Origin of the sequence: Candidatus Filomicrobium marinum (genome assembly GCF_000981545.1) — a bacterium.
Classification (GTDB): domain Bacteria; phylum Pseudomonadota; class Alphaproteobacteria; order Rhizobiales; family Hyphomicrobiaceae; genus Filomicrobium; species Filomicrobium insigne.
Genome location: NZ_LN829119.1, coordinates 1,989,841 through 2,007,525, shown reverse-complemented (window position 1 = coordinate 2,007,525; position 17,685 = coordinate 1,989,841). Strand labels below are relative to the sequence as shown.

The following is a 17,685-nucleotide window of genomic DNA, read 5'->3' as shown; positions in this document are numbered from 1 at the left end:
TCATAGCTCCGCTACGTAATCGGTTATGGCTTTGCGCATACCCTCATCCGGCAAGCGTCCTGCTGCGGCCGCGAGGTTTTCTTGGACGTGCGGGACACGTGTGGTTGCAGGAATCGCACATGTGATCGCGGGATGAGAAATGATGAATTTCAATAGAAGCTGCGGCCACGTACCGGCATCGATCTCGGCAGCGAAGGGCGGCAACGGCTTACCGGAAAAGCGCTGGATCAGGGTTCCCCGCTGGTATGGCCTGTTCACAATCACAGCAATTCCGCGTTCGCGCGCCAGCGGCAGAATACGTTGCTCAGGTTCACGGTCGAGCACGTTATAGGTCAATTGTACGAAGTCGATATCATGATTGGCCATGATATCTTCGAGGTCCTCGTGCCGGCGGCCATGGGATGTTGTGACCCCAACGTAGCGGATTTCTCCGGACGCCTTCTTCTTTTGCAGCATGTCGAGATGCGCGCGCCAACTAAGCAGGTTGTGCACTTGCATGAGATCCATCGTTTTGAGCCCCCACAGGGCGCGCGTTTCCGCGAACTGTGATGCCCCTTCGGAGTCATAAGACGTCCAGATTTTATCCGCAGAGAAGATGGGATTTGGGAGGCTGAGTTTCTTGAGGGCGTAACCTATGGTCGCTTGGGACGAGCCATACATCGGCGACGAATCGATAAGCCGTCCCCCGCTTTCATAAAAAGCGGCGACTACGTCCGCGCATGTATCCAGAAGTACGGGATCGTTGCCGACATTGAAGGTGATCCAACTGCCAAGTCCGACCACCGGGATGTCTTCCCCTGTTGAGGGGATGGTCCTCGTAAGTGGCTTGGAAATCGGATCCGCGGACACTCGCGACGAACTCAACCCAGTGACGCTAGCTACCGCGGCCGCCCCAACACCTTGGAGGACAGTTCTGCGTCCGATCAACATCGTACCTTGCCCCCTCTCAATACTCCTATTCGCCTCATGCCCACAGGATTATGGCGATGACCTGAAATGCTTGAGCGAGCGATTGCTTGGGATATGGGCCCCAAACCTACGTTCAACAATCCCGTAATGGAGGTTTGGTGAGCGTCCCAAACCGTCCGTTTAGAAAGTCGGCAAAGATGCTCCGAGGCCACCCGTAATCCGCTATATTGCATGAATGTACGCGCGAAAGTTCCTGTGTCAGACGGTTCGGTGGCTTCCGTTGGTTGGCGCCATCTTTTTATTCGTTTCGCCCATCGCATTAGCCGAGCAGTCTGATCCCATAATTTTACACGTCGATCGCACGCCAGTTCGTGTCGGTGCGTACTCGACGTTTGCTGAGTTGCGTGAACCACTACGACAAGCCCTGATCGATTGTCACCGCAAAGAGGCCGTTCAGGAGCTTGATCGGGAGGAGAAAGGTATTTTCAGCCTTAGAACCGCTCATGCCATTCGGACGCTCGCCGCATGTCCGAACTTCAAACAACTGCAGATGTCCCGCGAAGCAGTCAAAGGCACGTTGACGGTTTCCGTTTGGAACGCCCTTCTTAAAAGCACGCCCGTGCCGAACCTCGAAGACAAGATCGAGGCTATGACGCTCACATTCGAAGCAACCGACTTCGGGCGGAAACCAGAATGGAACTTTTGCCAGGATAGCCCAAACCCGTTAGCGGTTGCGGCCTCCCCCGAAGACACATCTCTTGCGTGCCGCAACTCGACAGATCCGTGCTCGATGTTGACCTGGGGCCCCCGCGGGGCGACGGCGGGGCAGGGCCGGGAGTTGCAGTGGATCGTCGGTAATGCGACAAGGCGAAACACAAGACTGACCCAGCAAGCTTTCGGAACTGAGTTCCCAAATGTCTTACGGTTTCTAGAGCTTGTCCCCCCGCCGATTGAATCCTGCGACGGGACCTCTCCGCTCGAACACTTTATGTGCGCGGTGTGGGTCGATCCCATGCGCAGAAAGATTTGGGAGGATGGCCTAACCGAGCTCGGGCGTCATCAATCGGTTCGCGATACCTATCGTCAAGTGTACGCGCGCGAAGATTTCGATGGCTATAAGATCAAATCCTATATCGATCTCTGGAGGTCGGTCGGACTTGAGCCCACCGAGGTGGACTACGCGTTCTTTCATGATCGGGCGACGTTTATCGGCGCCCCGCCAGACAGCGCAGATATAATGCCGAGCCTTTTAAGCTGCATCGAGACGCAGGACAAAGCCGCCACCCGCAACGCTGCAACGCGCCGATGTCTCGCCCAGCTTCATCCCCATCCAACGATGCCACAGGATCGGCTTGCGAGAGACGTGGCCTTTTATATCGATGCCTTTCCCAGCGGCGCGCGATCCGCCAAAGAGGTCCGGAGTTGGAACCATCACATTCCGATAACGGCCGTTCGTACCTTTGGCCTTTCGGATACTGAGTTGGCCGATCTCGCAGGCCTCCTTACGACCGAAGCAAACGATATCGAGGCTCCCAAGTTTCACAGCGACGCATTGACTGATTTCGAGCTGGAATGCCCAGCCCGAATTCGGCAGCCGGATCGCTCACCTGCCAATACTCGCGGCGACTAGCGAACCACTCGCCCCAACATTGCGGTACCAGGGCGAGCCAGAAGCTGAACCTTCAAGAGATCTCCAGGCCTGAGTTCTGTGAGTTCACCGCCGACGATTTCGTGCGTTCCGTCAACACTCCGGCGCAGGATGGAAAATTGGGTTACCTGCTTTTCCGTGTAACTTGATACTCCTCCATCAAATAGCCCGAGAATTCGCATGCTTGCGGATGCATTGGCGCTTTCCTCGACGAGTTGATCCTCTGCCGACTGGATCTCCCGCTCTAGATTGATTTGCTCTTCCGTTTCGATCTTGGATTTTTCATTGATGGATTGCGCGCGCCGGTCTTCGATCTGAGCGATCAGCGCGTTAACCTCCGTAAGCCGTTCTTGCACGTCGCTGAATTCGCTCTTTGCCTGAAGATACTGATAGGCATTGCCAGAGCCTCGCTTGGCGAGATCCTTGAGCATATTGGCTCGTTCGAACTTGCTATCCGAGTTGGATCGGATGTGCGTGATACGTTCGCGCTGTGCGGCGAGCTCTCGTTCGGCGGACTCGATCGTGGTGTCCAAGCTCGAAAGCCGCAATTTTCGCTCTGCAACAGCCAGCTCACGGATATGTTCCACTTCGGCAACGAGCTTTTCAGCGTCGCTTCCCGCCAGCCGCACAAGTCGGTCGGAAGGCTTTGGTTTTGTTTCAGCCCGCTCAGCCCTCAACACGTCAAGTCGCGCAAGTAGTTTTCTTTGTTTCTGAAGAGAAAGTTCAAGCCTCTGATTTTCGCGCACGAGATCGTAAATGTCGGATCTGTTGCCTATGTTGATTCCGCCGGCTTGCGCGATCGCGTGAAGCACGGTCATGCCGGAAGAAAAATCGTAGGTGCCCGGCTTCGCAACACTACCCAGAATGTAAATCGGCTCATGGTTGAGTATCGTGAGGCTTACCCGTGCGTTCTTGGCGAACAGCGTTTTGTAAGCCTCCTGGAGCTGCTGCTGCGCGGCAAGGTAAGTCTTTCCAGCGATCTTCTGCGGCCCCATGATTGGGAGCATGATGTCGCCGTCCAATTGGACAGTATATTCGCCTGAAAGTTCTGTTCGTTCCACCAGGTTCAAAGAGCCTAGGTCTTGGTCGGCGGCGACGCCGCCAATCTGCTCCAAAAACAGGAGCTTCAAGTTGTCCCCGAATGAAACCTTATCTCCACTAAGTTCGACAGCATCTGACGGCGTCCCATCAATGGGCGGCCCCGCGGCTTTCGCGTAAGGGCTTGCGATGGATCCCAGAACCAGAATCGTTGTGAGTAAGGATAGCCCGCGGCTCAAGCGTGAGAAATGATCAAATCTAGCGCGCAGTGTTGAGCGAGAGCCGCAGTGCGTGCAATACTTACGTGAATACATTTGCAACTCCTGCAATCAATCAAAAACGGACACAGCTTGCGCAGGGCGTCAGGCCGGCGCTGCCGCTTCAGACATGGGGACCGGTCGGCGCGCAATTTCCTGCACGTTTCCGGTCCTCAGCAATTTACCCCATCCCACAAACTGCCCCTTTATAGCGGCGAGCAGCGTGCGAATGGCGACGGCATAAAGAAGTTGCCGATAACAGAACCGCTGAATGAATATCAGCGGAAAGAGCGACCATGCCCGCCTCTCCCCGTTGAGGCGAATGGCCAACGCCGCAAGGACGGCATCGATGCTTTGGAACACCGCCCAATAAACTGACACCTTGATCAGGCTGTCAGAAACGATCAAACCTCCAGTTAGAACCCACTCTCGTAGCCCTACGAGCAGCGTCATCACCAACAGTAAGTCCATGATTGGCGCCAAGAGCGTAAATAGGAATTGGAAGATGATAATATTTGGAATGGTGATGAATCTTACGCCGGGCGCTGAGCGGTCCTTCAATGCTCCGCGATGCTTGAAAGCCACTTGAAGCGTTCCGTACATCCAGCGAAAGCGTTGCTTCAGAAATGCCCGAACCGTCTCCGGTGCTTCCGTCATCGCCACGGCTGCGGGCTCGTAGAGAACCTTCCAACCTCTGCGTTCCAGCGCGACCGTAGCGTCAGCGTCTTCGGCAAGTGTATCGTGCGGGAACCCGCCAGCCTCGATGAGCCCCTCACGTCGCCAAGCCCCGATGGCACCAGGAACCACGCCGATGGCATTGAACCGCTCGAAAGCCCTTCGGTCGAGGTTCTGACTCGAGACATACTCCAGCGACTGGAACCGGGCCATTAACGATACCTCGTTACCGACTACGGCGCGGCCTGCTACCGCCCCGACATTGGGATCAACGAAATGGCGAACGAGCTTCTCGATAGCGCCCGGTTCGAAGATCGTGTCGGCGTCAAGTGCGATAACAATCTCAGCATTGGTCTGGCGCAGTCCGAAATTCAACGCCGCCGATTTCCCGCCGTTTTCTTTTTTGAAGACCTTGACGCGCCGCGTTTTCCAAAACATCCGGCGCACGACTTCCGCCGTTTCGTCGCTCGAGCCGTCGTCGATGACGATGATGTCGAACTTTCTCCATCTCGAGACGAGCAAAGAACGGATCGTCTTGCAGATCACCTTGTCTTCATTGAAAGCGGGAACGAGGATCGACAAGCTTTTCGGTCGCCACTTCAAGGCACGCCTATCTCTTTCGCGCACGCAATGATGAAGTGCGAAGACGATAATTACGGCCAGGCGCAAAATCCCGATCACTGCGGTAACAATCGCCAGGACCGGCATGCTCCGCACAAAAAAGGAGACCCAGCCCAGCCCTGTTCCGGTTAATTCTGCAAGGGCAACCGACATGATTCCCTTCGCATGGATGGACTGCATCACCTCGTCTCGCGAAACACCCAGAAGGTCGCTGACCAAGGCGAACTTGTAATTCCGTTTGTGAAGCTCATCGATAATCATCGGCAGCGCCGTGATCGTGCTTCGCCTACTACCGCCCGAGTCGTGCAGGAGCACGACCAGGCTTTCGTCGTCCTCCTTGCTCGCGATCTGTTTCAAGATCCGGTTTACGATTTGCTTTGACGTCGGATTGGCCCAATCATTGGGGTCCACAGTCACCCTTACATTGACGTACCCAAGCTTTGAAACAACATCGAGGACATCAAGCCCGTCCTGGTTGGTAAGCACATCGTCGATATTGTACGGGGCACGGAAAAGCGCTGTACGAATTCTCAGCTGGGATTCGATCACGTGTTGCGTGGCGTTGAGCTCAAATTCCGCTTCCGACGTGCTGCGGCCCGCAAGGTTTGGGTGTGTGAAGGTATGGTTGCCGATCTCGTGGCCCTCGGCATAGAGCCTCCACATCAGGTTTGGGTTTTGCAACGCGTTCTGCCCGATGATGAAAAACGTTGCGGGGACCTTCTTTTCCTTGAGGATATCCAGTACTTCAGGCGTATAGACGGCGTCCGGTCCGTCATCAAATGTCAGGGCGACGCGGCGTTGGTTTTTCTGGCCCCAGCTTTCGACCTTTCTGGATTTCGGAATATCGATAAGCTTTTCATCGACAATCAGATTCCGCCTGGGATCAACCGTGATGTTACGCTTCCCGGGCTTGCGTTCATCGGAGATCGAGAACACAGCTCCCTTATCGTGATCGACGACGTCATTGGCTGGTTGAGGGACTTTGATGGGATCTAGGAGCTGCTCTTTCGGCAAATTCGAGCGACCAATTACATCCCAAACGCTTGGCTCCTCGAGGCCAAGGCGCCACAGTGAAATGCCTGCCGGATGGATGGATAGCGCAACCCGCCCCTGATTATACCCCGTCACGGCATCGAGAAGCCAAACAGTGTGCTTGGTCCTTCTGCCGTCTTCAAACATAAGATGCGGGTTGAGCGAGTTGGCATCAAACAACAGTTCCGCCCCGGACCTGGCCATTAAATCCCAGGCTGTTTGAATGGATATGCTTTGAGCAATCCCGGCGTCACTCGTGTCCTTTGCGTATGCGCCAATACCGACGATCAGCTTTGTGCGATCCAGCCTCCGGATCGCGGCATGCAGCTTGGCTTCAAACCATGATTGGGGCGCGAGAGGCTGCGCTGCTGGTGTAGCGTAAGTATCCTCATAAAGGGTCAGGAGCGCATAGTCGGCAATATTTGCAAGTTCCACATCGTGTGAGGAAACATCCGCGTTCGGCAGCTGAATGATAACCTTCCCCCCGGAGGTTCGCATCTCAGCGCGAAGGTCCGAGAGAAACGATGCGATCGCGTAGTGGCTTGAGCTCGGCATTTGGCCCGGTGCGAATGTGACACCCGAAAGATCGTGCGACCTTACAAACTCGCCGATCTGTCCCACGAGCCTGCGGCGCAGATCTGCCGACGCCAGGACCGCCGCCAACTTCCGGCCGACGAACTCCTCACTGATCAGTGGAAAAATTGCGAGATGAGGCGTGGTTTGGCGCATCCATTCTCTGAGAGTCGCAATGGAGGCAGAATTGCGCAATGCAATTTTACCATCTGGTGAGACAGCTCCTAGCCAGTCAACGATGATCGCGTCGAGATGAGATGCGTTCTCCTTCAATGAGCCAATACTGCGCGAATCGCCGGACTGGACAAATGCAAATCGCAGTGCGTTTTGAGAGAGAGAAGACGCCACAAACAGCGTCGGCAGTTGGGAGGTTACGTTCAGGCCGCCCGTCGTAGCCGGAGCTTTTGCGCTTAGTACATCTTCGACGACAGCTGCCGCGTGCTCTAATGACGGTAGAACCGGACTGTGGATCAGTGCGACAAGCAAACCAATAAGCGCCATCGTGGCCGCAATGATCAGCATGCCTCCAAACAGGTTCGTTACGCGTTTCCGTCGCCCTGTCGGGTCTGTGAAGATAGGGGTCGCCTGCTCGTTCATCATTTGCCACACACCAACAAGCCCCACGGGCAAATTGTTAGTACGCTCTTTATCGATGCGAGCTTTTACATTTTATTAAGCTTAACGGAGACCTCCGTCGTCATATTGGCGGGTTGCCTGTTCGCCGCCGAGCCAAGATGGTGACAGATGGAGCAACAGCGTTTCCGCAGTTCAACCCTAGAGTTCTCCAAGGCAAGACCCGCTTACGCATCCGCATCGCGGCGCATATCCGTCATGGTCTCAGGATGACTGCTTCTCCGAATCTCAATCAGCGGGAATTCTTTTATTCAGCGTGAGACGTTTCGATGATGATCGTATCTGGCAAACGCTCGCGGACAAGGTTGCCTAGTTGACACTGAGCCGTCCATTCAAGGGCAGATGTTGCTTCATCGAGTATGAGTAGATCCGGCTTGTAGAGCAGGGCACGTGCGACGCTCAAGCGTTGGAGTTCGCCGCCGGAAAGCCGCTCCACAATCGTCTTATCGTGCAAGTTATCCACTAGAGCAGCCAACCCAACATCGCGCAGTGCCGCTTGCGCAATGTCGTCGTCAACTTCGTCACGCGTCATCGGGTAAGAGACGGCATCCTTCAATGTTCCGAGAGGCATGTATGCACGCTGTGGAAGGACCAAAGTGCGCTCTAAATTCGAGGCAACGTCTCCGCGTGCATATGGCCAGATCCCTGCAATCCCCTTCACGAGGCTCGTCTTTCCACTGCCGGACGGCCCCGCGATCTTGAATTCTTCTCCCCTTGCCAGATTTAGGCTCTCAAGCTGGCCGAGGGTGTCTCGTTCTGTTGGATCCAGCACACGCAGTTGAGCGATATGCAGACGAGGGACATCCCCCTCGCGATTCTCCGATGGTATGCAAGGCTCTATTTCCTGGGCCGTTCCGAGATCATTTTCTAGTCGGCTCAACCGTTGTGTCACGGCAATCAGCTCGCTCAATTCCTCATAGGCGGTTACGAAAAATGACAGCGCACCGCGAACTTGAGCAAACGCCGAGCCTGCCTGCATGAAGGCTCCGAATTGAATTCCCCCAGAGAAATACAATGGTGCGAGCAACAGGTATGGAATATAAAGAGAGGAATGTTTGTAGGCTTCGGTGAAAAAATTCAGCATCTTCTGGCGCGCCATGAGCGCATACCAATTTTCAGCTAGCATTTTAAATCTGCTATTGAGCTCTCCCCTTTCAGGGGCTCCTCCGTTTAGCAGTGCAATCTCTTCCGCATTATCGCGTACGCGCATCAATCCGAACCGGAAATCCCCTTCTCTTCTATCTTGTTCAAAGTTCAATGGGATCAGTCGTCGACCAATCATATGCGCCAGTAGCGTCCCGGCAGCGGAGTACAAAACCAATATCCAGACGAGAAGTCCCGGGATTACACGTTCTTCACCAAACAATGTGACAGGCACTGACTGTGATATGATCCACAATATGGTGACGAACGACCCAAGAGTGACGGTCGCGCCGACCAGACCGACGCTGATCGAAATCACATGCGATACAAACTTGTAGGTATCCTCTGCGATCCTCTGATCTGGGTTGTCTTCAGATTTTGGTTTCAATCTCGCGCGATAGAAGTTTGCATTCGCCAGCCAGAGATCAAGGAAACGTTGTGTAAGCCAGTCGCGCCAATGAATGGTCAACCATTGCGCAAAATACTTCTGATAAACGGTTGCTGTAATCAGCGCTGCGGCAATCAGAATGTAAACCCAAAACTGCCGAACGAATTCCGTCCAATTTTTGTCCTGTAGAGATTGAAAGAAATCGTTTCGCCAATAGTTCATCGCAACTTGCGCGGCGACAACGCCAAGCTGGCAGGCAATGACCGCTGCTAGCAAGATGAGCGGTACGAGTTTCCACGTTTCCAAAAAATATGAGGAGGCGTATCGCAACCCTGCGCGTGAAACCGATCTCACCCCTTCACGTCCTCCACGTCGGGCACGGAGCTACTTTCAACGCGTTCTTCTTGCTTGGGGCACGCGCAACAGAGCTTTCCGTCTGGAAGCTGAAACCTCAAGCAACATACACGGCGGCGTCTTGCGGGAACCTCGTCAAGCAACACGTATGCGACCGGTTGGAACAGGGGATTTCGCTTGCCGTTCGGAAGATTAGGTAGTTGGAGGAAGTCGCTACACTCGTCTCGGGCCGCTCCCCCGATCTGCACCCGCTCCAAATACGTCAGAAGACCTTCCACGAGAGTTCCGGCGTTGTTCCAAAGGATGCGACGGCTGACGCCGGTCCTCGCATGATAGAGTTTTACAAACGGATAGAGGTGCTTCTCGACAATCGGTAGCAGCCGGTTTCCGGGGCGTGATTGCACCGGCGCGACTTCTCCTTCGGGGATCGCAACGCTGTCGATCTTATGGTCAGGAGTAAAGGCAATCCGGAAATGCTCGAGCTCCAGCGGTGGTGTTTGATCCAGAAGAATGTTGGAGCAGATCAAGGGCGGGAGAGCGGTCGCAAAATACCATTTCGACCAAATCGAAAGAACGGCTGTGCGCGGGGTGTTCCCATACGTTTGGTTGAAACTTTCTACGATCGCATCCAACCAGCAATCGTCCAGCGCGTCCCGTACTGAACGGCTCGCTTGCTCCGAACGCCCGACGACAAGGTGAGGACGTAGGTGTTCCAGATCGCCCACGAAAATGGCGTCCAGAGATTTGCCGAACGTTTCAAGTGAATTCAATACCGTCATTGCCCGCCTCATCCTCACATACGTTCGCAGGGCGAACCTTGGACGCTCGCCCCGCGAAGAAGCTAGAAACGCATCCGAAGTGACGCGTCGACGGTACGGCCAACCCCGTAATAGCAAGAGTAGGTGGAATCGCAGTTTGTGACGTAGCGCTCGTCTGTCAGGTTCTTGGCATTGACAGCGAATTCCCAGTTCTCGAACTCTGGAGAAATCGTTCCGAGATCGTAACGCACCGTAGCGTCATAGAGCGTAAACGCGGGCACATAGAACGTATTGAGAGTATCGCCTGCCGCTTCTCCGAAAAATCGGACACCGCCTCCAATTGTCAGGCCACGGAATGCCCCTTCGAAGAACGTGTACGATCCCCATAGTGACGCCTGATGCGCTGGAACGGAGGTAAAGCTTTTACCGCCTGCCCCTTTTTGGTTTGTCTTTGTGACTTCACTGTCCAGATAGGTGTAGGCGGCAGCAAAATTCCAACCACTCTCAAGGGATGCGCGGACTTCGAGTTCCGCCCCTCGCACCGCGACTTCGCCGGTTTGCGTCGCAAACCCCGGATTCGCAAGGTCCGGCGTTCGTACGTTCTGTTGCGTGATGTCGAACACCGACGCGGTGAAGAGAGCGTTCACACCGGGTGGCATGAATTTGATCCCCACCTCGCTTTGTTCGCCCGTTGTCGGTTCAAACGGATTGCCCCCAGCATCGGACCCCGTGAGGGGAAAGAACGATTCTGAATAGCTGACAAATGGCGCAAACCCGTTCGCAAAGCGGTAGATGGCACCGAGTTGATGCGTAAACGCCTTATCTTCTTTTGGAGTGTGGATCGGGGCCCCGAAGTTGCCTGTTACGGGATCTCTCGCCAGGGTTTCTTGATTGAGCTCAGCCCAGTCATGGCGAATACCTGCGGTGACTGTCAGGCCACCGACGGAAATGGCGTCTTGAAGATACAGGCCCGCTTGCGTGAGATCCTGATAACGCTTCGAGGTAATCGGATTGGATCGCAGAGGCTGACCATAGACCGGATTGTATAGATCAAGCGAATAGAGACTTGCCCGGTTTACGCCTTGCCCCTGATAGTTCGGGATTGCCGCGTAATCGAATCCAACCAGCAATTTGTGGTCCAGTGGACCGGTCGAGAAATTACCATGCAGGCGGCTGTCAACCTGATAGGTATTGATCACGTAATCAGCGTCAAACATCTGCCGACGTGTTGACGTTGGGCCGCTCGGGCTGCCCATTCCCATAACTTCGGACAATGCGATGTCGATGTGCCGGTAGGCTGCATTTTGCTCAAACGACCAAACGTTATCGAAGCGGTGTTTGAACTCGTATCCGATCTTGAAGGATGTCTTGCTGGTGTCGTGATATCCGGGTTCACCGAGGAACAGTTCCCGCGGGATATATTGGCCGTTCGGTCCAGGAAGGATTGTGCCTTCGCGTGGCAGCGCCTGTTGCACCGTCAGACTCGGATCGTGCTGATAGCTTGAAAGCAGCGTGAAGGTCGTGTCCGCGTTCGGCCTAAAGGTAAGCGCCGGAGCGACGTAGAGGCGATCGTTTTCCGTGTAGTCGACCTCACCATCGGCCAGCCTTCCGAGAGCGGTCATACGATAGGTGAGCACACGGCCGTTTCCGATCGGACCACCGAAGTCGACCCCGGTTTGAAACTTGCTGTGAGTCCCAGCCTGTAGGACGACCTCCGTGAAAGCCTCATCGGTTGGCCGCTTGCTCGTCAGGTCCAGCAAGCCTCCGGGGCTCCCCTGTCCGTAGAGCATCGACGCGGGTCCTTTAAGGAGGTTCACGCGTTCCAAACCATAAGGTTCAATAGCCCAATTGCTATCATGCTGCTTCAGGCCATCGAGGTATTGGTAGACGAGGAAACCCCGGACGAGAGCTTGTTCTCGGGTAAGAAAATTTCCCGAGAAATAATAGCTATTCACACCGGACGTGTATTGCAGTGCCTCTAACACGCTCTGTGCGTTGCGTTCTTCAATCTCCGCTTTACTCACCGTTGAAATGGAGCGCGGCGTGTCGAGAACCGATCCTGGCGTCTTTGTTCCGACACCGCTCATCGTCGCGACGAATCCCGAGGTCCCTGGGTCGTTGCGATTTTGCGGAGGTGCAGTGTTTGAGAGACCAGAATCGTTGATCTGGTCAAAGCTTTGCGTGGGAGCTGCTGTGCTCGCGGAACTCGTCGCATTGACCGATGGAGAGGGCTGCTGAGTTTGGCTGGCAGGCGCAATAACCGTTACAGGAGGTAGCGTGGCCGACTGTGAAACCGCCTCTTGGGCGGAGGCAGTATTGTGGCTGGCGATGAGAGAAATGAAGGTGACGGTGAGCGGCGTTATCCAGCCGCAATTATCCGCTCGCTTGAGGAGCGATACTGATCCCGGAAACATTGATACCTGCGTGCATTCGTAGGTGGCACGTCAGCGCGAATTAGACCGCACACTTCCGGCTATGCCGAAAAAATGTGCCACCCTTGGAACACCCCGCCCAATGAGCTTCGCGCGTGACCACGACTGACGGCAGGTCTCCTGGCTCGCGGACTTACGCTCCATCGCCTTCCCAGGAGAAATCCCAGTGGCATTTGATGGAAAGCTAACCGCTCACAGTTGCGGGGGCAGCTCCGGCTTTGGGGTATCTCTCCCGTCCGGATTCCCATTTCATTCCTTTGAGGAAACCGTCGAGCGTTAACAGAAATTAAATATAGAGTTTAAGCAAGCGTTGGGACGAACTCGGAACAACGGATGGTAGACGCATGTGCCTCTTGGGCCACACGTAAGGCACAGGGCGTAATCGCCCCACCTCGGCGGTAATGACATCTACTCGGAAAGAGAGTGTTGGATTGATGCTGCCCCTCGGACGCTACCTCGACCGGCTCCGTCGTCCACCGGATTAACGCGGGAACACCCGCCCCGCCATGCACCAAGACAATTGGGGGGAATCATTACATGTTTGGGATGGTGCCCAGGGCCGGGGAACCTGATCCGCGCCGCATCAATGACTTAGCAGTCGGTGGGGAACCGAAATCTTCTACCCCATTACAGGCTTTTCCGATGCCTAGTTCCCCACCCAATGATGTGTGTTGGGGGAATCTCCTTCGGTCGAGGCGTTTGAGCGCCCGCTTATTACAGCAAGTCCCCGAACATTGCTGCTCCGCCAACCGATTTGATCACACTGACGTTGGTCGCTCGCTTGCCCGTGGAATGAATCTCGAGCGTTGCAATTGTCCAAGCACATGCCCCCCGGGGTTAAGTTGCACTCGCACCTCGTCACTGCGTTACCTCTCGTGTTGGCCTACGCGGTTGAAAGCGTCGACGAGATCGACCGATAAGGCGACCCTCAAGCAGGGAGCCTGACGGGAAATCGCCAATTAAGTGTGCGGCAGATCTAAGAGCTGGCGATCCCGGCAGAACTATAACAATTGAGCTAGTTCAAAAGCTTAGAGGCCAGTGGGACAGAGCATTGCGCCACTATGTTTCGGGCGATTTCGCACATTACTGTCCCAGCCCGCCGCTGAGACCACATTCCCTCGCTCCAGGTGTACCCCGAGCGGGTCCTGTTTCAGCTGATCTTATCCTTCACTTCGTGCCAGACTTCGGACACGCCTTCTAGCCACCAAAGGGCTTGGCTTTTTGTCGGGTTCGTTTTGCCAAATATGGCAGATATGGATGCAGCGGCGCATAACGGGCTCCGCGCGCAGAATTCCATGCGGAGTGGGTAGTACTCTTTCCCTTGTTCGAATATCGACTATTGTCAGCCCCATGACAATTCAACAGGTCCAAAGGACCGGCTCCTGACAATGTACCTTAAGGAACTACACGTTACGAACTTTAGGAATGTTGGCAATGGCCAACCGCTTTGCGTGCCGTTTCAGCAGGGTCTCAACCTCATCGTTGGGGAGAACGACGCCGGCAAAACCGGGCTTATTGATGCTATCCGCTATTGCCTTGGCACACGCGGCCAGTACTACGAGCGGATCACCATCAGCGATTTCTTTTGCGGCGACGGGCAGCAGTCCAAGGAGTTCTCGATCCGCTGCGTATTCGACGGCCTTACACCGGACGAAGTTGGAAATTTCGCAGAGTGGCTCACCAACATCCCCGGCGAAGACGGTCAGCCCGGCCGTAGCGAGTTGCAGGTTTCTCTAACCGCCAAGCTGCAAGCCGATGAATCAGTATATCCGGAACGCAGCACAGGCTCGGGGAAAGACGTCGACGGGAAGCTCCGCGAGTACCTGCAGGCTACTTATCTGCGGCCCCTTCGCGATGCTTCTGCAGAACTCCGTCCCGGTCGGCGAAGCAGACTGGCGCAGATTCTTCAGACCTTGCCAGAAATGAGGCCCGAGAAGGATGCCACGGTCGCTGATACCCTCGCCAAGATCATGGTCGATAGCCAGAAGAACATCTCTGACAACAAAACTATCAAGAACATCGAGAAGCGCCTCCGCGAAGAATATCTGGCAGATGCCGCGCTGACTGGTACAAGCCTGCTCCCTAAGCTCGGTATGGGCGTGAAATTCTCGTTCGAGCAGGTCATTGAACGGCTACAATTGGAGCTTCACCCCCCGAATGGGGTGAACTTGGCGGTAAACCGCGGATTGGGTCTGGACAATGTGTTGTTCATGTGTGCGGAGCTGCTTCTGCTGCAATCCGAAGCGACGGCCCAACTGCCTCTCCTCCTGGTTGAGGAACCTGAGGCCCACCTGCATCCTCAGATGCAGTCAAGCGTTATTGCCATGCTCGATAATCAGGCTACAAATCGACGCAAAGCTCAGATTCTTCTGACCACCCACAGCCCACTTCTAGCAGGCAGCGCCGATCCTCAGAATGTCATCATGATCGGCGCAGGCACAACCTTCCCGCTCAGCTCCAGCCATACGAAGCTTGAACCAGGCGACTATAAGTTCTTGCGCCGGTTCCTTGATGCAACCAAAGCCAACCTTTTCTTCGCGAAGGGCGTGGTGATGGTCGAGGGCGACGCGGAAGTTCTCCTGTTGCCGGCGCTGGCCGAAAAGATCGGCCGGCCATTCACAAAGCATGGCGTTTCCATCGTCAACGTCGGTACGGTGGGCTTCTACCGCTATGCCCGCATCTTTCAACGCCAGAAGCCTCCCGTGCTACCGGTGCCCGTTGCATGCATTACAGATCGAGATGTGCCACCTACCGCTGCCGCCTCTCTCTTGCGAGAGGGCCGCAAGACCGAGGACCAGTTTGAGCAAACAGAAATCCAAACGCACATCGCCAAGAAGACCGCAAAGGATGGAGAACCTGTCAAAACATTTGTCTCTCCCTGCTGGACATTGGAGTTTGACCTCGCTGAAGGGGGCCTCCTCGATGAGATGAACCGCGCCATCACGCGTGCCAGACACACTGGCACCAAAACCGAGGAAACCCTCGACCAGGAGGCTAAGACATTCTTCGACAGCTTGACGGGCACTGTTCGGGAAAAGGCGGTGAAGGTTTGTGAGCCTCTGTTGAAGAACGGCAGCAACCTATCCAAACCCACTGTTGCCCATGAGCTGGCTTCAATCCTTCGGAACCTCCCCGATACGCCGGAGCAAATGCGGGCGAGATTGCCCGCTTACCTTGTAGAGGCGATTGATTACGTAACGAGCCCCCTCACCGCCTCAGCTCCAGCCCCCGCCCAACAAGCCACGCAAGGCTCTTCCGATGCCCCTGCCCAGCTTGGCTGATGTGACGGAAGAAGAGATTGCGGAACTAGCAATCTCAGCCGGTGGGCTTGACCTAAGCCATCCTGTCCGACGGCAATTTCTCACCGAAATGGGCAGCAAGGATGTTCAGGCAGCACCTGGCGCAGGGAAGACGACACTTCTTGGCCTGAAACTGCGTCTGATTGGTCGGCGCTGGAATCCCGCCATGAGCGCAGTCGCGGTGGTGACCCACACCAACGTGGCGAAGCGCGAAATCCAAGACCAACTTAAGGACCACCCAGAAGCCGAGTGCCTTCTCCGCTATCCTCACTTCATCGGTACCCTTACACAGTTTGCCCACCAATTCCTGGCCTTGCCCACCTGCTCCGGTCTGGGCTTCGAAATCCAAACTATCGATACGGGTATATTCAGATCGGCAGCCATCAAGGCACTCATGGGTGCATCGAACACTCATGGCTGGTTGGCTGGTCGTTCTGGGCTTCCTATAAAAGCGCCCTATATGCAGCGCGTACGCGCCGGAGCCGAGAAGATCGCGGCAGTACTAACACTCGACGCCAACAACCCCTGGACACTTGCGCCACCTGAGAATCTTGGCACAGGCACACCAACCTACGCAGCCCTTCAGGCTGTAAAGTCGTCCCTAAACGCCAGAGGCTTGTTCAGCTATGAGGACATGATGGCGGTCGCCAACCATGCCCTACAAAACATTTCAGGGCTCTCCCAAGCGGTCGCAGGACGTTTTCCGATGCTTGTCCTCGATGAGGCTCAAGACACATCCTCCGAAGCGTTCCAAATGCTCCACGCTGTTCGTGATGCCGGTTCAGTCCTGCAGTGCATCGGTGACGTGAACCAAGCCATCCTTACGGACGGCGCTTCGCCGGCGTGGAACCTGGACAGCAGCGCCTTGGACCTCAACGAAAGCAAGAGATTTGGCCCCTCGATTGCCACTGTAGCCAGCAAGCTTGGGGTTCATCGACCCCAACAGATCGTCTCCACTAAGGAGCCAGATAGCTTGCTGTATGCAATTTTGTTCCCGGATGGTGCCGAACATCTCGTCCCGAACGAATATGCAAAGATCATCGCGAAGGATATTGGTCCAGACGGCGATTTCTGGGCTGCCGGTCACAGGCGAAACCCAAGCGAGACGGCTACGAAGAAGCAGCTCGTCATTGGCAGCTATTTTCCGAACCTTAGCCCCTCCAGCTCGGCACCGCTGGGGCCTACGTTGCATCAGGCGATTATCCAGTTCGGGTGGGGCGGCTGCGGGCTTGACGTCGTAGAAGATGCCATTCGTCAGAGTGTTCAGCATTGTTGCGATTTGACCGATGATCAGCAGAAGGTTTTCAGACAGGGTTGGCTATTAAAGGCACTGGATCGTCGCCTTCCCGACCTTGCCGCCAGCCTACGTGTATGGATTTCGACGTATCTGGGGTCCCCTCCAATAACCGAACAAGAGTGGCAGGCCGCCCAGATCGCACTGCTGGCGGCCCTAGGCCCGCTCAACCCTGCCAGTCTCAAGGTTACCACGTGCCATCAGCTCAGCATTTGCACGGATCCCTCTGCCCCGGTCGATGTCGCGAGCGACAGATCACGCGTCCTCATTAACGTCGAGGGCGCGAATATCCCGATCAATGTTGGAACAATCGCCTCCATTAAGGGGCAAACTCACGATGCCACTCTCATCCTGCAAACGGCTTTTTTTAACATGAAGCCGTTCGGCAAGTTCGCCGAAGCCCTCAAAGCAACGACTGCGAAATCGTGGGGTCCTAAGGAAAGCACCTTGTTGGCCAACTTCTACGTAGCGGCAAGCCGCCCCAGAAGATTGCTGGCGGTCGCTGCTGAGACTTCGCAGATCAGTGAAGAGCATAGAAATCTGATGACCTTGTCGGGGTGGACGATAGTAGATGTGCAAGCTCCTCCGACCGCAGCAACATGACTGCTGACCTCGATACCCGCTCAGTCTC

The 17,685-nt window shown here is 55.3% G+C and carries 9 protein-coding genes and 1 riboswitch; of the genes, 3 read left to right on the top strand and 6 right to left on the bottom strand.

What is annotated here, in order from left to right:
- Entirely contained in the window at positions 1 to 930 is a 930-nt protein-coding gene (locus YBN1229_RS09430) for an aldo/keto reductase (RefSeq protein WP_046478122.1), read from the bottom strand.
- A 259-nt stretch (positions 931 to 1,189) separates the two neighbouring features.
- Here YBN1229_RS09430 and YBN1229_RS09425 point away from each other — a divergent pair, with 259 nt between their 5' ends.
- Positions 1,190 to 2,539 carry a hypothetical protein gene (locus tag YBN1229_RS09425; protein WP_152024975.1) on the top strand — a complete coding sequence of 450 codons (1,350 nt, stop codon included), beginning with the start codon at positions 1,190 to 1,192 and terminating at the stop codon, positions 2,537 to 2,539.
- Here YBN1229_RS09425 and YBN1229_RS09420 read toward each other — a convergent pair.
- From YBN1229_RS09420 to YBN1229_RS09400, 5 genes are all read right to left on the bottom strand, one after another.
- Positions 2,536 to 3,909 carry a polysaccharide biosynthesis/export family protein gene (locus YBN1229_RS09420; protein WP_046478120.1) on the bottom strand — a complete coding sequence of 458 codons (1,374 nt, stop codon included), beginning with the start codon at positions 3,907 to 3,909 and terminating at the stop codon, positions 2,536 to 2,538. The two genes, YBN1229_RS09425 and YBN1229_RS09420, sit on opposite strands and share 4 nt — an antisense overlap.
- Positions 3,910 to 3,957: 48 nt before the next feature.
- Complete coding sequence (locus tag YBN1229_RS09415; RefSeq protein ID WP_052743821.1) at positions 3,958 to 7,353, bottom strand: glycosyltransferase; 3,396 nt, start codon at positions 7,351 to 7,353, stop codon at positions 3,958 to 3,960.
- 280 nt (positions 7,354 to 7,633) lie between these two features.
- Positions 7,634 to 9,271 (bottom strand): ABC transporter ATP-binding protein/permease, encoded by a 1,638-nt coding sequence (locus tag YBN1229_RS09410; protein ID WP_052743820.1) that lies wholly within the window; start codon positions 9,269 to 9,271, stop codon positions 7,634 to 7,636.
- Complete coding sequence (gene fhuF / locus YBN1229_RS09405; RefSeq protein WP_046478119.1) at positions 9,268 to 10,050, bottom strand: siderophore-iron reductase FhuF; 783 nt, start codon at positions 10,048 to 10,050, stop codon at positions 9,268 to 9,270. The genes YBN1229_RS09410 and fhuF overlap by 4 nt, the downstream gene beginning before the upstream one ends.
- A gap of 62 nt (positions 10,051 to 10,112) precedes the next feature.
- Complete coding sequence (locus tag YBN1229_RS09400; protein ID WP_052743819.1) at positions 10,113 to 12,443, bottom strand: TonB-dependent siderophore receptor; 2,331 nt, start codon at positions 12,441 to 12,443, stop codon at positions 10,113 to 10,115.
- Positions 12,444 to 12,554: 111 nt separating this feature from the next.
- Positions 12,555 to 12,747: riboswitch (cobalamin riboswitch) on the bottom strand.
- Between the two features lie 1,102 nt (positions 12,748 to 13,849).
- Here YBN1229_RS09400 and YBN1229_RS09395 point away from each other — a divergent pair.
- Together YBN1229_RS09395 and YBN1229_RS09390 are read left to right on the top strand one after the other, a co-directional pair.
- The gene (locus YBN1229_RS09395) at positions 13,850 to 15,742 is read left to right on the top strand and encodes an ATP-dependent nuclease (protein WP_046478118.1); all 1,893 of its coding nucleotides are present in this window, start codon (positions 13,850 to 13,852) and stop codon (positions 15,740 to 15,742) included.
- Positions 15,720 to 17,657, top strand: a complete 1,938-nt coding sequence (locus tag YBN1229_RS09390; RefSeq protein ID WP_046478117.1) for a UvrD-helicase domain-containing protein — start codon at positions 15,720 to 15,722, stop codon at positions 17,655 to 17,657. The genes YBN1229_RS09395 and YBN1229_RS09390 overlap by 23 nt, the downstream gene beginning before the upstream one ends.
- Positions 17,658 to 17,685: the final 28 nt, after the last annotated feature.